Genomic DNA, 14,716 nt, shown 5'->3' with positions numbered 1-14,716 from the left:
AGGCATTGATTTAGATCAGAGGTCATGCAAGGTGTGCGGGGGGAATTTCAGAGTTCGGCGTGACGATGGCAACCGACGACCTTTTGCTTGAGGCCGGGCAAGTCCAGGATCGTGACGTTGCGTCCATGCACGTCCACCAGTTCCTCTTGGCGCAGGTGGGCGATGCCCCGACAGATGGTTTCCAGGCGCAGACCCAGGTAGGAGCCGATGGCTTCGCGGCTCATGCGCAGCACAAACTCCCTGGAGGAATAGCCGCGCATGTTCAGCCGTTGTGACAGGTTCAAGAGAAACGCGGCCAGGCGCTCTTCGGCGTTCATATTGCCGAGCAGCAGCAACATGCTGTGGTCGCGCACGATCTCCTGGCTCAACAGTCTATTGAGGTTGTGCTGCAAAGACGGCAAATCGTGGGCGAGTTTTTCCAGGTGGTTGAAAGGGATCGGGCAGACCTCGCTGTCTTCCAGGGCTATCGCATTACAGGCGTAGTGATCGGTGCTGATGGCGTCTAGGCCGAGCATTTCACCTGGCATCTGGAACCCGGTGACCTGTTCGCGACCGTCCACCGACAGCACGCTGGTCTTGAAGAAGCCCAGCCGCACCGCATACAACGAGCGCAACGGGTCGCCAGTGCGGTATAGCGCCGAGCCCTTCTTGACCTTCACCCGCTGGGCAATCAGGGTGTCGAGGCGCTCGACTTCACCGCCCGTCAGGCCGATGGGCAGGCACAGCTCAAGCACGCTGCAATTGGAGCAGGCGGTTTTGAGGGCATGCACCTGCAGAAGTCGGGGTTCAGACTCAGCCATGGGACAAATTCCTTTAGTTGGGGCAAGCATAGAAGAACAATCCCTCTGTGCCTGTTTTTTGTCGTTGAAAGGCATGCCGGCTGTCGATTGGCGCTCAGTTCGCAGGCAATCGGCACCGCGCAGCAGCAAACTCGTCACACTAGCGTTTTCAGCTGCACGGGGCGTATTCAACGGCCATTCTGCGGATGTGTTCGTGACGAAATGACGGGCACCGTGACCTGGGAAGGCTTTCCAATGACTCAGAGATGATGGCGGCGATCCATGCGGTGCCGGTGGCTGCGCTTGAAACGGTGGAGGCGCTGTGCAGCGAGTGGATCAGGCGATTTTCCCGCTTATGCCTGACTGGATGGTTTCAATGGATATGGGTATGAGGATTTTTCCTCAGGCCCCGGATGAAGTGGTTGTCGAGTTGTTGCAGCGAGCCTGGGAGCGAGAGGCCGCGCAGGACCGCCATCCCAGTAGCTCGCCAGCCCCATAAAAGAGGGCTGTCAAAGAAGTCGCAGCGCCGCCACCGGACGCTTGGTCGGTAAGAGTGGGGCAAACTCTTCAGGGGTCAGGGTCTCCCTTTCCAATAACAGACGAGCTCCAGTGTCCAGATCAGTCCGGCGACTTTCAAGCAAGGTCTTGGCGCGTTGATAGGCTTCATCGAGCAACGCACGAATGCCCAGGTCGATTTCCCTGGCCGTTTGCTCCGAGTAATCTTTTTCACCGCTGTCCTGCAGGCGGTCGCCCAGGTAGGTTGCGCTTTTGCGCTCCAGCACGGCCTGGCCCAGCTCAGGGCTCATGCCGAACCGGGTGATCAACTGGCGGGCGATATCCGTCGCGTGGGCCAAGTCGTCGGCGGCCCCGGTGGAAATCTGGCCATAGACCAGGGATTCTGCAGCCCGCCCGGCCATCAGCACGACCATGCGGTCCTTGAGCATCTGGCAACTGATGAGGAAATGATCCTCGGTCGGACGCTGCAAGGTATACCCCAGCGAGCCGATGGCGCGCGGCACGATCGAAACCTTGTGGACCGGGTCCATGGCCGGCAGGTTGCTGGCGGCCAGGGCATGGCCCATTTCGTGATAGGCCACCACTTGGCGTTCATCGGGGTGCAGCAGGCTGCTCTTGCGTTCAACCCCGGCAATGATGCGCTCCACGGCTGCCGTGAAATCGTCGAGGCTGACCGCTTCGGCGCCGCGACGGGTGGCGACGATGGCGGCTTCGTTGACCAGGTTGGCCAGGTCGGCACCCGTAAAACCGGTGGTGATGTCAGCGATACGCTCACTGTCGAGGTCCGGTCCAGTGAGGATTTTCTGAAGATGGACCTTGAGGATCGCCTGGCGACCTTTGCGGTCGGGGCGATCAATCAGAATCTGCCGGTCGATCCGGCCGGCTCGCAGCAACGCCGGGTCCAGCACCTCAGGCCGGTTGGTTGCGGCGAGCAGCACAACCCCCTCACGTGGGTCGAAGCCATCGAGCTCTGAGAGCAATTGGTTGAGGGTTTGTTCTTTCTCGTCGTTGCCCCCAAAGGCGCCGACGCCACGCATTTTGCCCAGCGCATCGAGTTCATCGATAAAAATGATACAGGGCGCTGCCTGCCGGGCTTGCTCGAACAAGTCATGCACGCGAGCCGCTCCGACGCCGACGAACATCTCGACGAATTCAGACCCCGATATCGAGAAGAAGGGCACGCCGGCTTCTCCGGCGATGGCTTTGGCGACCAGGGTCTTGCCGGTGCCGGGCGGGCCGACCAGTAACGTTCCCTTGGGGATGTGCGCGCCGAGGCGGGCATATTTCGCCTTGTCCTTGAGGAAGGAGACAATTTCCACCAGTTCGGTCTTGGCTTCGTCGATACCGGCGACATCGGCGAAGGTCACCCCGGTATCGCGTTCGACGAACACCTTGGCCCGGGACTTGCCAATGTTCATGAGCCCACCCAGGCCCTGTTTTTCCGCCAGCCCGCGAAACAGGAAATGCCAGATCACCATGATCAGCATGAAGGGCAGCAACCAGCCCAGCAAGCCGCTTAAAAAGGTGTTTTCGTTGATGCCTGTAAAGCCGACCCCTGAGTGGGCGAGGTCTGTTGCCAATGCTGGATCGACCCGTACGGTGGAGAATAGCGTGTGCCCCTCGATCGGCTCCTTCAGTTTGCCGCTGATCTGTTCTTTCTCGACGCGAAGATCGCTGACCTTCTGATTGTTCAATAGCTGCAGAAACTGGCTGTAGGGGATGACTTGCACACTGGATCGTTCAAGAAACAAAAACTGCACGAGGCTGAGCGCGATGAATGCGATGAAGAAGTAGGACAGATTCCATTGGTGGTTTTTTTTCATGGCCTCGACTCAGTAAAAGGCCCCGGATGAAGAGGCCGTGCACGAGTGACCGGGAAGACTGCAAACTCCCCGGTCTGCAACTCAAGCCAGGAGCAGATGATCGTCCACTTCCCTGACGCCAGGTACCGACCAGGCCGCCCGTTCCGCTATCCGCCGCTGGCGCCATAGGTGAACCTTGCCTTCAAGCCTTACCACGTCACCGTCGACCTTGACGCGAATGCCCTGGGCATCCACCTCGGCGCTGCGCTTGAGGGCCTCCTCGATACGGCGCTGGATATTGCCGGCGTCCACTCGAGGTCGCAGGGTGAGTCGGTTATTTACCCCAACCACGCCGGACAACTTGAACACTGCCCGCTCCACGGTTTCCTTCTGGTACTGCCAATCGACTTCACCCTCCAGGTTGACCCAACCGTTCTGCACGATGACTTTTATGTCGCCTTCGGGAACGTCCGAGCTCCAGTTGATGATCTTCAAGGCGCGAGCGGCAATGGTGTCGTCCGCCGTGCCAGCGCCTTTATCCAGCCGAACCTTGATTTCCTCAGCTACGGCGCGCACGCCTTTGATGCCTTTGACTGCGCGTTCGGCATTGATCTTCTGAGCATAAGTGCTGACATGACCGGAGAGGGTGACCACGCCGTTGTCCACGGCCACCCCGATATTTGCAGCGTTGATGTCAGGTTGGAACTCGAGTTCTTCCAGAATGGTCTTGCGCAGCGTCAAGTCGTCCATCACGGCGTCCTCCAGGTAATCAGGAAAAGGCGGGGCGTACGCGCCCGGTTTGCTTTTTTTACGCCTGAGTGCCGCAAAGACATTGAGCTAAATCAACAAGGCTCTAGTGAGCCACGGTGCGGGGGCGTCGGACGGGCCATGCAGTTGACAAAGATCAGAGTGGGCAGAGAGTGTTGCCAGATAATCGGGTCAGTTGTTAGACGTAGTTCCTGTCGCGCTTAACCGAGGAAATAGCCATGACCATGAATAGATATTTGCCGGTCGTATTGATGAGTATTTTTCTAGCGACCACCGCCGGGTGCAGTCATAAGCATGCCCAGGAAATAGATGCCCGATTGGAGTCGGCGGAAAATAACGCCGCAACGGCAAGACTCAGGGCGGATGAGGCCTACAGGAAAGCTGAGCAGGCCCAGATAATGGCCGAACAGGCGCAACGTACCGCCGAAGAGGCGACCATCCGCGCCACCCGGATGACCGATAAGGCCACGCGCAAGTAATCAGTGGATGCACGCGGCATGCTCAAGAGGCCGGGCGCGGCGATCTTCGGTTTCCTGGCACTTGAGAGACCCGGGCCCATGCCGACTCAGTGGGAATGGCTACACTTCTGTGCAACTGCAAAGGCGCGCCATTCCCGACACGGAAGACTGATCATGACGAAAGGCTCTGCGTTCCAATCGCTCGGTTGCGCCGAGTGCCGTAACCATGAGGCGCTGGGGTTTGATTTCACCATGGCCTTTCAGCCGATCTTCAACGTCCGGACGCGCGCGGCGTTTGCCTATGAGGCGTTGGTGAGGGGCGTCAATGGCGAGTCGGCAGGCTACATTCTGGGGCTGGTGAACGACGGCAACCGTTACCGATTCGATCAGGCATGCCGCGTGAAGGCCATCGAAGAAGCGGCAAGATTGGGCATTCTGGACATCCCCAATTGCTTGTTGAGCATTAACTTTCTGCCCAACGCGGTGTACCGGCCCGAGACCTGTATCCGGGCCACCCTGGAAGCCGCGCGCCTGACAAACTTCCCGCCGGACAGGCTCATGTTCGAAGTGACCGAAGGCGAAAAGATGGACGACCCGGATCATCTCAAAGCCATTTTCGTGGAATACGAACGTCAAGGCTTCACCACCGCCATTGACGATTTCGGTTCTGGCTATTCGGGCCTTAACCTGCTGGCCATGTTCCAGCCTCAGGTGCTGAAGATTGATATGGCGTTGACCCGCGCTATCGATCAAGACCCCGTCAAACAGGCGATCGTTGAAGGCATCATCCTGGTCGCCAGGCGCCTGGGAATTCTAGTCATCGCCGAAGGTGTCGAGACCCGTGAAGAAAGCTCAATGCTGTTAGGCATGGGTATCGAACTGATGCAAGGGTATTTGTATGCACGGCCTGAGGTCGGCCATCTTGCTGTTGGCCGCTTTGATTAGTCATTTGTTTACAAGGTCGGACGGCTTCTGCGTCGGGTTAAGGCAGCGATCTGTCCTGGTGGCGCCGGCAGATCGGTCCATGACGACAGATCAATCCGATACCGGATCATGACAGCAGACACACAGCTTGTTGCCGTCAAGGTCTCGAAAGTAGGCGCCGTAATAGTCGGGGTGGTAGTGGGGTCTCAATCCCGGCGCTCCCTCACATGTCCCGCCCAATGCCAAGGCTGTTGCGTGGCTGCTCCTGACGATCTCTCGGCTCGGTGCGAGTAGCGCGACCATCTGACCATTACCGGGCGCGTTTGCCTTGCCGTCGAAGGGCTTTCCAATCACGAAAATCGGTCGGGGGGACGACTCAGAAACCCAGCCGGCCCAGCCTTTGTCGGCGTCGCAAAATTTCAACTTGAGGCCCAGTTCGGCCATTATCTTTGCGTAGAAGTCCAAGGCACGGTCAAAATCAGCGATACCTAAAAATACATGAGAGATCATGATGACTCACCGTTTTGCCTATGAGAGCGAATGAGTTTGGCGCGAATCGATTAGCGGTGAAAGGGGCTTGCTTCAAGCGTTTCAGTCAAGGCATGGCCCGGCGGTGGAGGCTTTTCTGTCGGGGGCAGTGGACGTCAGGATGATACGAACAGCCATCACCACCCCCACAAGCACGCCAGCAAGACCCAACGCTTCTAAAAGTGTTGGCAACCGCTGATGAAACACCAAGCCCAATAGCGTGGCGAATAGCGATTCCAGGGATATCAACTGCCCGGAAAGCACCATGGGGAGGCGTCGGGAGGCCGCGTTCCACGCCCAGGCCCCGACGACTGACGACATCAGCGCGATAACGAAGCCCCAGGCATACAAGTGTCCCGCCAGGGAACCCCTGAAACCCAGGCTCGGGAGCTTGAGAAGATCAAGCGCCTGCACCAGCGGTAACAAGCACAAGGTGCCGATTCCCCCGCCGACCATCATGAGCCCGGTCCAGGCACCTGATGCATTGGCCGGGAGGTTGACCAGGGCACTCTGGTTCAACCAACTGAATACCAGCCACAAAACCACGGCAGCGATCGAGAAAAGCAAGCCCAGCAGCCATGAACCGTCGCCGGTCGAAAAGTGATTGATGCTGCCGATGTTCGACAGCAATAGCCCGCCCGTTAAAAAAGCCAGTGGTATCGCCAGTCTTCGCCATTGCACGGTTTTGTGGGTGGCGTTGCCGAGCAATGCCAGCAAGACCGGCACCATGCCAATAAACGCCGGGGTCAGCACCGGCCCGCCAAAAATGACGCCTGCGGCAATGCAGGTGCTGTAACCGAGGTAGCCGATGACCCCGAGGCTTGCACCACGAAACAGTTGGTCGCGGCGCAGACGCTTAAGTTGGGTTCGATAAAGGACCACGACACCCACGCCCAGCGCGCCGGCGATCAGGAACCGTATGATCATCAAATCGTAGATCGTGTAGACACCGGTGACGTAAGGCGCAATGAAATTCAATGCCCAGCTCAGTGTCGCGACGACGGCAAGGGTCACGCCGGCGAGGGTGTTCGAGTCAGTAGGGGGCATTCACGCATATCCATAAGGCAGTCAGCTCATGTTGCACAGCGTCGCAGCTATGCTACAAACGAGTTCTCGGCCCTGGATGCATTACCCCTGATTATGAATAGCCTTGGAAAGTCATTGCCGCCGCTGGCCAGCTTGTTGCCCTTCGAAGCGGCTGCGCGCTTGGAAAGTTTCTCCAAAGCCGCCGAGGAGCTGCACATCACCCAAGCGGCGATCAGTCGGCAGATTCGCGGGCTTGAAGAGGACTTGGGGCTGAAGCTTTTCTGCCGTCGCAACCGCGCCGTCTTCTTGACCCAGGAAGGGCGTGAGCTGGGACGTGTGGTGAGCAACGCGTTGCAAAGCATCAGCGCCAGCGCCGTCAGCCTTCGTCAATCGCCAGGTAAAAACCGTGTCGTTTTACTGTGCCAATTGTGCGAAGCGTTCTACTGGCTGATGCCGCGCCTTTCGACGTTCCATCAGCGATACCCGGAAATCGAGATCCAGGTGGCCACCTCCACCCGACCGTTGACTGATTTCAATGAGCATTTTGACGTGGCCCTGCAAAGCACGGGACGTCCCAGCGGTGCTCATCGTTTGATGTTTACCGCGGCTGATGAAGTGTTTCCGGTGTGCAGTCCCCATTACCTGCGTACCCGCAAGGCGCTGCAAGTCAGTGACCTGCCGTCCCACAGCCTTTTGCACTATCGCGCCACGCCGCCTCATTGGATGCAGTGGGATGGCTGGCTCCAGGCGTTCGGGCAGACGTTGGATGACGCTTCCAAGGGCTCGGTGTTCGATAGCTACCCCTTGATGCTCCAGGCAGCGGTCGAGGGGCATGGCATCGCGTTGGGGTGGCGGCGCACCGCCCAAAGGCTGATTGAAAGCGGTGCGTTGCTGAGACCTTGCGTAGAAAGTGTCCCCTTGCCTGAGGCGGTCTCTGTTTTCAGCCGGCCGGGCGGGGACGATCGGGTTGAGGTTAAGGCGCTGATCGACTGGCTTGAAGGTGAATTGGGAAGTGATAGCCAGACCAGTCGCTGTTAAACCGGTGAAGTTGCCGCTTCCTCAGCCATGGCAGCCCGAACGCTGGGGCGTGCCTCGATCCGTTCCATGTACGCCGCCAACACCGGCCAGTTCTCAACTTGGATATCGAAGAACGGCAACCATTTGAGTACGCTGAACAAGTAAGCATCAGCCAGGCCAAAGGTGCCCATCAGGTAGTCCTGCTCTTCAAGCGCCAGGCTCAGGTAGTCCAGGCGCTTGAACAGTTTTTGTTTGAACAGGGCCTTGGTCGGCTCTGGGATATCGGCGTTGAACAGTGGCGCGCAACCGCTGTGGATCTCCGAAGAAATGAAATTCAGCCACTCCTGGAGGCGAACCCGTTCCCAGGTGCCATTGACCGGTGCCAGGGCATTGCCCGGGACAAGATCGGCCAGATACTGAACGATGGCAGGCCCCTCGGTCAGCACGCTGCCGTTATCCAGTACCAAGGCTGCGACGTAGCCTTTGGGATTGAGGTCCAGGAAGTTCAGCCCGTCAGCGGTTTGCTTGGTCTGGTTGTTAACCCGGACCAGCTCGAAAGCGATGCCCAGTTCTCGCAGCACGATGTGCGGGGACAAGGAGCAGGTCATGGGGGCAAAGTACAATTTCACGGTGTTTCCTCACGAACGGATAGGTCTCGACGCCTCCAGAATCGGTGAGAGCGGGTTCATTTTGCAAAGGACTTATTGGCTGCTAGCCTATGACAAAATCTCATGAGCGCTGCAAGTCATATGGCCGCCAAAACCCCCTCTCTTAATGGCTTGAAAGCCTTCGAGTCCGCTGCCCGGCACATGAGCTTCACCAAGGCCGCAGAGGAGCTGAACGTCACTCAAACAGCCGTAAGTCATCAAATCCGGCGACTCGAAGACGAACTGGGCGTTCGGTTGTTCTTGCGACTCAAAGACGGCCTGGCCCTGACCAGTGAAGGCCAGGCTTATTTGCCCGGAATCAGCTCAGCATTTCATGAGATTCGCCGTGCCACGGAGCGACTGCTGGACGGCGGGAATAACAGCGTGCTGACGATCAGTACCCTGGTGTCCTTGGCCTCCAAATGGCTGTTGCCGCGATTGGCGTCTTTCCAGGAGGCATTTCCCGATATCGACGTGCGCGTGACGGCCTCCACCGAGCTGGTGGACTTTCGCAAGGGTGGAATTGACGCGGCGATTCGCTACGGCTTCGGTGACTGGAAAGGTTTGCGTGCGGATTGGCTGATGTCCGATGAGATTTTTCCAGTGTGCAGTCCCACGTTGCTGGAGGGGCGCAATGGGTTGAGCAGTCCCGCTGATTTAGCCAATCAGACATTGCTGCAGGTCAGCGGGATGACCCATGACGACTGGAACCTATGGTTGAGTGCGGCGGGTCAACCGACAAGATTTGCCGAAGACGCTCGGCTGACATTCGACCTCGCCATGATGGCCGTGCAGGCCGCCATCGACGGTTTGGGTGTCTGCATTGGACGCTCGAGCTACGTTGATGACGACCTGAAAGCGGGACGGTTGGTGGCACCGTTCAACCTGAGGTTGAAGTCGGATCTGGGCTTCTACCTCGTGACGCCGCTTGAATCGGCAAGCTCGAAAAAAGTGCAGGCGTTTAGAACCTGGTTGATGGACCTGGTGAGTCGCTCGGACACACCGAAAATCAGTGAAGTGCTAGGTTGATTCGAGCATGTGTACATAACGGATAGCCTATTTCGTATCAGCTACGGCGGGGTTAGAACGGCCCCAGCTTGAGCGGGTACTGGATGACGACATACAGCCGGTCGATGTCATCGCCGGCCTGGCTGCTGTTGGCGCGATGGGTGACGTGGGACAGTTGCAACGACAGGTCCTTGGCTGCGCCTGACTGCACGATGTAGTGCAGGTCCAGGTCGCGCTCCCAATGGCGTCCGCCGTCACCTTGTTGTGGACGGTAACTGCCGGTGTCGGTATCGAACGGGTTGTACGCACCGCCTTGGGGGGCATGGCTGCCGTCGATCCCGCGTCCCGTCACATAGCGGGCCATGAAGCTCAGGCCGGGGATGCCCAAGGTGCCCAGGTCGAGGTCGTAGCGCGCTTGCCATGAGAGCTCGCCGGGGCCGTTGAAGTCGGCATATTTGATCGAGTTGGCCAGGTAGATGGAGTCGCCGCCGACGAAATCGAAGGGCGTGTCGCCGTTGATTTTCTGATAGGCCAGGGTGAACGCCTGGGCATTGATCCGGTATTTGCCACTCAGGCTATAGGCGGTGGTGTCGATGGCCCCCGCGATGGCCTTGCCATCGTCGCGGGTGTGGTAGAGGTTGCCGTCGAGGAACAGCTCGCCAAGCGTGGTGTGCAGGTTGGCGTAGTACTGGCGCCAGGTGTCGCTCAGTTCGGAGGCATAGAGCGCACCACCGAGGGTTTGGCCGCTGAGCAAGTCGGCGCCGATGAAATCGATGGCGCCGTGGCGCGTCGTCGCCCCATAGCCGGAAAAATCGCCCTTGCCGGTCGAGGCGTCCTGATTCTTGAACGCGCTGAAATGACCCGCTTGCAGGTCGATCCCTTCGAACTCACGGCTGGAGAGCAGCAGGCCGCTGGCGTACTCCGGTTGCAGGCGCTTGTCTGCGGTGTCGAATACCGGGTTTTCCACGGTCATTTCACCGAGTGCCAGGGTGGTTTTGGAGGCTTTGAATTTCAGCGCGCCGCCGGCACTGGCATAGCGCTCTTCGCTTCGCCCTTCATCATCCAACGGCAGAAGCCCCGTACCGGAATGCCCCTTGCCGCCGTCCAGTTTCAAACCCAGGAAGCCGTGGGCGTCGAGGCCTACGCCGATCGTGCCGGGGGTGAAGCCGGACTCGAACGAGGCGATGAAGCCTTGGGCCCATTCCTGCTTGTAGCTTTTACCTGCTGGGGTCGGGGAGCGGTAGTCGCTGTTGAGGTAGAAGTTGCGGCTGAGCACTTCAAGGCTCGCCTCGTTGAGAAACCCAGGCGCGCTTTGCGTGGTCTGCGCGGCCATCGCCGGGGTGAGCGCTGCAAGGAGCCAGAGCGGTTTCAGCGAGACGGATGCCAACTCTGAGGCGGCATTTTTCGGTGCAAACAACATGCTTCAATTCCCGGGTGAAAAATGAGTTGCCGACACCCGACACCGCCAGGCAAACGGGCTGATGCCTTCGCTGTGGGTGAAGATGTGGCAAAAGTGCGCCTGATCGCAGAACCCACATTCCAGGCTGATCTGCGTCAGGGTCAGCTCGGTCTCCCTGATCAGTTGCTTGGCCCGGGCGATACGCTGACCACGGATCCAGGCCTGGGGAGACTGGCCGGTGCTGCACTTGAAGGCCCGGGAAAAATGACTGCGGGACAGGGCGCAGGCCTTGGCCAGTTCAGCAATTTCCAGGGTGTCGCTCAGGCCGTCGAGAATCATTTTCTTGACCAGGCTTTCGCGCCAGGGAGACAGGCCTCCGGTGCTGGTTTTGCGCGTTGGCTTGAGCGGCGCCCTGACGGTGGTGTGCGATGCGTGAGCCATGACAAAAATTCCGTGTCAGTGGGAATTGCCCGGCGCACCGCGCGGTGGGCCGGCCGTTTCCCGCTTGAGAAAGCAGGTCTGGGCAGAGAGATGGCTTCATTCTTGGGCGTGGGGCGCGAGCGTGCGAGTTAAACGTTGTTAATTGCACTCACTCAGCACATGGCTGCAATTTTTTGCGCTGTGAGGCGAGTGCACGATGGCCGTCTCCGGCTGGTGTATGAATGGCCGTTCTTCCCTCAACCCGCGAGACTCGGCGTCAGCGCGTTTGGACCTGAGCCTGCAGTTGTCCGCCGACAATGGATATTTCCTTGAACTGCGAACCGTCGCGCACAACGAACAATGCGTCCATCGCGCGTTCTTGTGCCAAGCGGGGGCCTTGGGTTTCGCCCAATACCATCAGAGCTGTGGCCCAGGCGTCGGCGAGCATGCATGAGCCCGACACCACCGTGACGGCCGCGAGTGCGTTGCACAGGGGGGCGCCGGTGGCCGGGTTCATCGTGTGGGCGAAGGACTGCCCCCTGACGTCGACCCAATGTCGGTAATCCCCGGATGTGGCGATGGCGGCGTCGCAGAGTTCCATCACCCCCATGACTTCACGCACGCCTCGACAGGGCTTTTCCATGGCCACGGCCCAAGGCTGCGCGTCAGGTTTGCTGCCGCGGGCGCGCATCTCTCCGTCAATGCCTACCAGGTAGCGCGTGATGCCATACCTGTCCAGGCAGCGGGCCAGCTCATCGACACCAAAACCTTTGGCAATGCCGTTCAAGTTGAGGTTCAGCGGTGCCTGTTTGCGTACTTGGTTGCGTTGGGAATCAACGATCAGCGCTGTACTGGTCGAGCGTCGAGTGGGTGCGGGCAACCCATCGAGCGCCAGTTCGGTGATCGACCGTTCGCCGGGACCGAAGCCCCAGGCGTCGATCAGGTCGCCGATGGCGATGTCGAAGGCGCCGCCCGATTGCCGGCTGACGCGCAACGCCGCAGACAGGACCGTGGCCAGTTCCTCGGGCACTGCTATCCATTCCTGCAAAGGCGCAGTGTTGAGGCGGTTGAGGTCGGAGTCGGGTTTCCAGGTCGACATTTGCTGGTCTACCCGGGCCACGGCGCCCGCCAGGCTGTGGCTGATCGTGCGGGTGTCGAGTTCGGTTTCAGCATAGAACAGGGCGGTGTAGCGGGTGCCCATGGTCTCGCCGTTCAGGCTGTAGCGTTGCAATTCAGTAGACGTCTTCACGATAGCGTCCTTGTGCCTTGAGGGTCCGCACATTCAGGTTGAGCGGTGCCAGCACTTCATCCAGGGCCAGCATCACACCCTTGGCCATCTCGCGACCGCCGCATACCAACACCTGGGCGCCTTTCTCAATCAGCCGGCGCAAGATCAGGGCGTCGCTGATCAGCCGGTCTTGCACGTAAGAACGGTCCTTGACCTGGGAAAAGGCGGCGTGCAATGCCGTGAGACGGTGGTCCGCCAAATAATGGTTGAGTTCGGATTCGTAAAGGAAATCCGAGGTCGGATTGCGCCCGCCCCAATACAAGTGCATGGGATGGTGGGCCCTGTTGTTGCGGATAAAACCGGTCAAGGGACCGATGCCGGTACCGGCGCCGATCAGGATCACCGGATGAGCGCCCGACGCGGGGCGAAATTGTGGGTTCGGCTGGATAAAGGCTTGGATCGGCGCGCCGATGTGCAAGCCGTGAAGATATTCCGAGCACACGCCGCCTTTGTGTTTGCGGACACAGATCTCCAACACGCCGTCCTGTGAATCGCAGGCCAGGGAATAGAAGCGTGGGACAGGGCTGCCCGGCGGCACAATGCCCACCAGATCTCCGGCTTCAAAGTCCGGCAACCTTGCCGCCGCCTTGAACCGCAGTACGTGTGTAGGTGCATCCACCTGCTCGCCATAGGCAATGCGCTCGGCCAGCACCAGTTGATGGGTTTGTGGCTGCCGCGGGGTGTGGACCAGCGTCAGGTCGCGCCCCAGCGCTTCACCCAAGGCGTGGCCCCAACGAGCAAATTCCTGGGACGATTGGCGATTGATGGTTTCCAAGTCCATCAACGGCGCGCCACCGGCTTGCACCAAGGCTGCCTGCACCTGATGGGCAAACTGACAGAACTGCGCAAACTGTCGGTCACCAAAGCCCAGCACGACAAACGGCTGGCCAGGTTTGAGCCCGGCTTCGGCCAGTCGTGCCAGGAATTGCGAAGCCGAGGCCGGAGCATTGCCGTCACCGTGGGTCGCAGTGAGGATGAACACCCGTTGAGCGTTGATGTAGTGGTTGGCGTATTGATTCATCACCGCGCTATGCACGCGGTGACCGGCCTGGTGCAAGGCATCATGCAAGGCGTTGGCAAAGCCCCAGGTAGTGTTGGTCTCAGTGCCCACCAATATCACGCTGTCGGCGGCTTGCGCAGCGCTGTTATGGCGGATGTTCGGCCCGGCCTGGCGGCGGCGCCACCACATCAGGATGCCGGTGATGCTCATCAAGGGCACGCAGAGGGCACAGAGGCCCAGCAACAGGCCCAGCCACCAGAGCCCTTCACCGGTGTGCAACTGATAGATCAATTCGTAGACGTTGTGCATCGAGTCATGGGCTTGATAGGACAGCAGGGTGCCGCTGGCCGGGTCCACGTAGCCGTCGCCCTGGGCCGTGCGCAGGGAAAACACGTCTTGCGGATTATTCGGGCTGGGATAGACGAGCTCGTGCAGGTCATTGAGGTCGGTGGCCTGCAACGCTTGCAGGTTCGCCACCGGCAAGGCCGGGCCTGCGCTGATGTGGTCGGGGAATGCGGGCTCGCCCTGACTGCCGTCGGCGATGAAATCGAAGGTCGTGGCACACATGTAGAGCCCGCTCAGTGCCGATAGCAGCAGCCCAAGTAACGCCAGGCGCCCAACCTGCGCGTGCCAGCGCTGGCTGAAATTGCCCTGCAACGGCCGCAGCAGGTTGCGCCAGCCGCCCACCCGCCGGACCAGCAACAGCGCGCCGGACACTGATAGCACCAGCATGAACAGCGCGCCGACACCCGCCACCCCGTGGCCCGGTGTGCCAAGAAACAGCGAGCGGTGCAAGTCTTTCATCCAGCGCGAGAAAGCGGAAGGTTCGTAGGGAGCCAGGCCTTGCCCGGTCAGTGGGTCGACCTTTTCGGCCCCGACCTGGCCGGCCTGATTGAAGTAGACGATGACGGTCCCGGACGCTGTGCGCTGGATCTGCTCCACGCCCGGAAAGTGGCTGGCAACGCGTCCGGCCAACTGTCCGACATTGACTTGCCCGGCCCTAGTGGCGGTGCCGCTCAGGCGTTCCAGGGCCGGATCGACAGACAATATCGCGCCGCTGATGGCCAAGAGCATGACCAACACGGCGGCGATCAAGCCGGGCAGGGAGTGGAGCTGGCGAAGCATGTTCGGCCTCC

Annotated in this window: 14 protein-coding genes; 4 read left to right on the top strand and 10 right to left on the bottom strand. The window is 59.7% G+C overall.

All coding sequences use genetic code 11. From position 1 onward, the window contains the following. Nucleotides 1–47: 47 nt before the first annotated feature. The 3 genes from fnr to ACWNZ1_RS13225 form a co-directional block, all read right to left on the bottom strand. Complete coding sequence (fnr, locus tag ACWNZ1_RS13235) at nucleotides 48–800, bottom strand: fumarate/nitrate reduction transcriptional regulator Fnr (RefSeq protein ID WP_456027689.1); 753 nt, start codon at nucleotides 798–800, stop codon at nucleotides 48–50. Between the two features lie 488 nt (nucleotides 801–1,288). Further along, nucleotides 1,289–3,118: an ATP-dependent zinc metalloprotease FtsH gene (ftsH, locus tag ACWNZ1_RS13230; RefSeq protein ID WP_265072130.1), complete on the bottom strand. Its 1,830-nt coding sequence runs from the start codon at nucleotides 3,116–3,118 to the stop codon at nucleotides 1,289–1,291. 81 nt (nucleotides 3,119–3,199) lie between these two features. Continuing rightward, entirely contained in the window at nucleotides 3,200–3,847 is a 648-nt protein-coding gene (locus ACWNZ1_RS13225) for a BON domain-containing protein (RefSeq protein ID WP_135845832.1), read from the bottom strand. Between the two features lie 242 nt (nucleotides 3,848–4,089). On the opposite strand from ACWNZ1_RS13225, the gene ACWNZ1_RS13220 reads away from it, so the two are divergent. Further along, nucleotides 4,090–4,344 carry an Lpp/OprI family alanine-zipper lipoprotein gene (locus ACWNZ1_RS13220; protein WP_256454413.1) on the top strand — a complete coding sequence of 85 codons (255 nt, stop codon included), beginning with the start codon at nucleotides 4,090–4,092 and terminating at the stop codon, nucleotides 4,342–4,344. Between the two features lie 153 nt (nucleotides 4,345–4,497). Next, nucleotides 4,498–5,268, top strand: coding sequence for an EAL domain-containing protein (locus ACWNZ1_RS13215; RefSeq protein ID WP_135848020.1), 771 nt, complete (start codon nucleotides 4,498–4,500; stop codon nucleotides 5,266–5,268). 90 nt (nucleotides 5,269–5,358) lie between these two features. Here ACWNZ1_RS13215 and ACWNZ1_RS13210 read toward each other — a convergent pair whose 3' ends face one another. Together ACWNZ1_RS13210 and ACWNZ1_RS13205 are read right to left on the bottom strand one after the other, a co-directional pair. Continuing rightward, nucleotides 5,359–5,757 (bottom strand): VOC family protein, encoded by a 399-nt coding sequence (locus ACWNZ1_RS13210; protein WP_135845830.1) that lies wholly within the window; start codon nucleotides 5,755–5,757, stop codon nucleotides 5,359–5,361. A gap of 81 nt (nucleotides 5,758–5,838) precedes the next feature. Then, nucleotides 5,839–6,822: a DMT family transporter gene (locus ACWNZ1_RS13205; RefSeq protein ID WP_456027688.1), complete on the bottom strand. Its 984-nt coding sequence runs from the start codon at nucleotides 6,820–6,822 to the stop codon at nucleotides 5,839–5,841. Nucleotides 6,823–6,915: 93 nt separating this feature from the next. On the opposite strand from ACWNZ1_RS13205, the gene ACWNZ1_RS13200 reads away from it, so the two are divergent. After that, nucleotides 6,916–7,839, top strand: a complete 924-nt coding sequence (locus tag ACWNZ1_RS13200) for a LysR substrate-binding domain-containing protein (RefSeq protein ID WP_135845828.1) — start codon at nucleotides 6,916–6,918, stop codon at nucleotides 7,837–7,839. Here ACWNZ1_RS13200 and gstA read toward each other — a convergent pair. Beyond that, a complete protein-coding gene (gstA, locus tag ACWNZ1_RS13195) occupies nucleotides 7,836–8,447 on the bottom strand; it encodes a glutathione transferase GstA (protein ID WP_135845827.1) in 612 nt (203 codons plus the stop codon). The genes ACWNZ1_RS13200 and gstA overlap by 4 nt on opposite strands. A 120-nt stretch (nucleotides 8,448–8,567) precedes the next feature. On the opposite strand from gstA, the gene ACWNZ1_RS13190 reads away from it, so the two are divergent. Continuing rightward, nucleotides 8,568–9,494 carry a transcriptional regulator GcvA gene (locus tag ACWNZ1_RS13190; protein WP_135848019.1) on the top strand — a complete coding sequence of 309 codons (927 nt, stop codon included), beginning with the start codon at nucleotides 8,568–8,570 and terminating at the stop codon, nucleotides 9,492–9,494. Nucleotides 9,495–9,546: 52 nt separating this feature from the next. Here the strand turns inward: ACWNZ1_RS13190 and ACWNZ1_RS13185 are convergent, their stop codons facing one another. The 4 genes from ACWNZ1_RS13185 to ACWNZ1_RS13170 all read right to left on the bottom strand — a co-directional run bounded on the left by ACWNZ1_RS13185 (nucleotide 9,547) and on the right by ACWNZ1_RS13170 (nucleotide 14,705). Continuing rightward, nucleotides 9,547–10,893, bottom strand: coding sequence for an OprD family porin (locus tag ACWNZ1_RS13185; RefSeq protein WP_280944077.1), 1,347 nt, complete (start codon nucleotides 10,891–10,893; stop codon nucleotides 9,547–9,549). Between the two features lie 3 nt (nucleotides 10,894–10,896). Further along, nucleotides 10,897–11,313: a helix-turn-helix domain-containing protein gene (locus ACWNZ1_RS13180; RefSeq protein ID WP_135845825.1), complete on the bottom strand. Its 417-nt coding sequence runs from the start codon at nucleotides 11,311–11,313 to the stop codon at nucleotides 10,897–10,899. 256 nt (nucleotides 11,314–11,569) lie between these two features. Beyond that, nucleotides 11,570–12,541 carry an FAD:protein FMN transferase gene (locus tag ACWNZ1_RS13175; protein WP_135845824.1) on the bottom strand — a complete coding sequence of 324 codons (972 nt, stop codon included), beginning with the start codon at nucleotides 12,539–12,541 and terminating at the stop codon, nucleotides 11,570–11,572. Next, nucleotides 12,525–14,705, bottom strand: coding sequence for a PepSY domain-containing protein (locus ACWNZ1_RS13170; protein ID WP_265072128.1), 2,181 nt, complete (start codon nucleotides 14,703–14,705; stop codon nucleotides 12,525–12,527). Before ACWNZ1_RS13170 ends, ACWNZ1_RS13175 begins: the two co-directional genes overlap by 17 nt. Between the last annotated feature and the right edge of the window lie 11 nt (nucleotides 14,706–14,716).

Source organism: Pseudomonas sp. CFBP 5748, from assembly GCF_053850495.1.
This window is presented reverse-complemented; position numbering and strand designations above follow the sequence as displayed.

What these genes read in the sequence shown, in the direction of transcription:
- ACWNZ1_RS13210 (WP_135845830.1), bottom strand. Translation starts at nt 5,757, where the DNA reads ATGATCTCTCATGTATTTTTAGGTATCGCTGATTTTGACCGTGCCTTG.
- ACWNZ1_RS13200 (WP_135845828.1), top strand. Translation starts at nt 6,916, where the DNA reads ATGAATAGCCTTGGAAAGTCATTGCCGCCGCTGGCCAGCTTGTTGCCC.
- fnr (WP_456027689.1), bottom strand. Translation starts at nt 800, where the DNA reads ATGGCTGAGTCTGAACCCCGACTTCTGCAGGTGCATGCCCTCAAAACC.
- ACWNZ1_RS13205 (WP_456027688.1), bottom strand. Translation starts at nt 6,822, where the DNA reads ATGCCCCCTACTGACTCGAACACCCTCGCCGGCGTGACCCTTGCCGTC.
- ACWNZ1_RS13190 (WP_135848019.1), top strand. Translation starts at nt 8,568, where the DNA reads ATGGCCGCCAAAACCCCCTCTCTTAATGGCTTGAAAGCCTTCGAGTCC.
- ftsH (WP_265072130.1), bottom strand. Translation starts at nt 3,118, where the DNA reads ATGAAAAAAAACCACCAATGGAATCTGTCCTACTTCTTCATCGCATTC.
- ACWNZ1_RS13215 (WP_135848020.1), top strand. Translation starts at nt 4,498, where the DNA reads ATGACGAAAGGCTCTGCGTTCCAATCGCTCGGTTGCGCCGAGTGCCGT.
- ACWNZ1_RS13220 (WP_256454413.1), top strand. Translation starts at nt 4,090, where the DNA reads ATGAATAGATATTTGCCGGTCGTATTGATGAGTATTTTTCTAGCGACC.
- ACWNZ1_RS13170 (WP_265072128.1), bottom strand. Translation starts at nt 14,705, where the DNA reads ATGCTTCGCCAGCTCCACTCCCTGCCCGGCTTGATCGCCGCCGTGTTG.
- ACWNZ1_RS13225 (WP_135845832.1), bottom strand. Translation starts at nt 3,847, where the DNA reads ATGGACGACTTGACGCTGCGCAAGACCATTCTGGAAGAACTCGAGTTC.
- ACWNZ1_RS13180 (WP_135845825.1), bottom strand. Translation starts at nt 11,313, where the DNA reads ATGGCTCACGCATCGCACACCACCGTCAGGGCGCCGCTCAAGCCAACG.
- ACWNZ1_RS13185 (WP_280944077.1), bottom strand. Translation starts at nt 10,893, where the DNA reads ATGTTGTTTGCACCGAAAAATGCCGCCTCAGAGTTGGCATCCGTCTCG.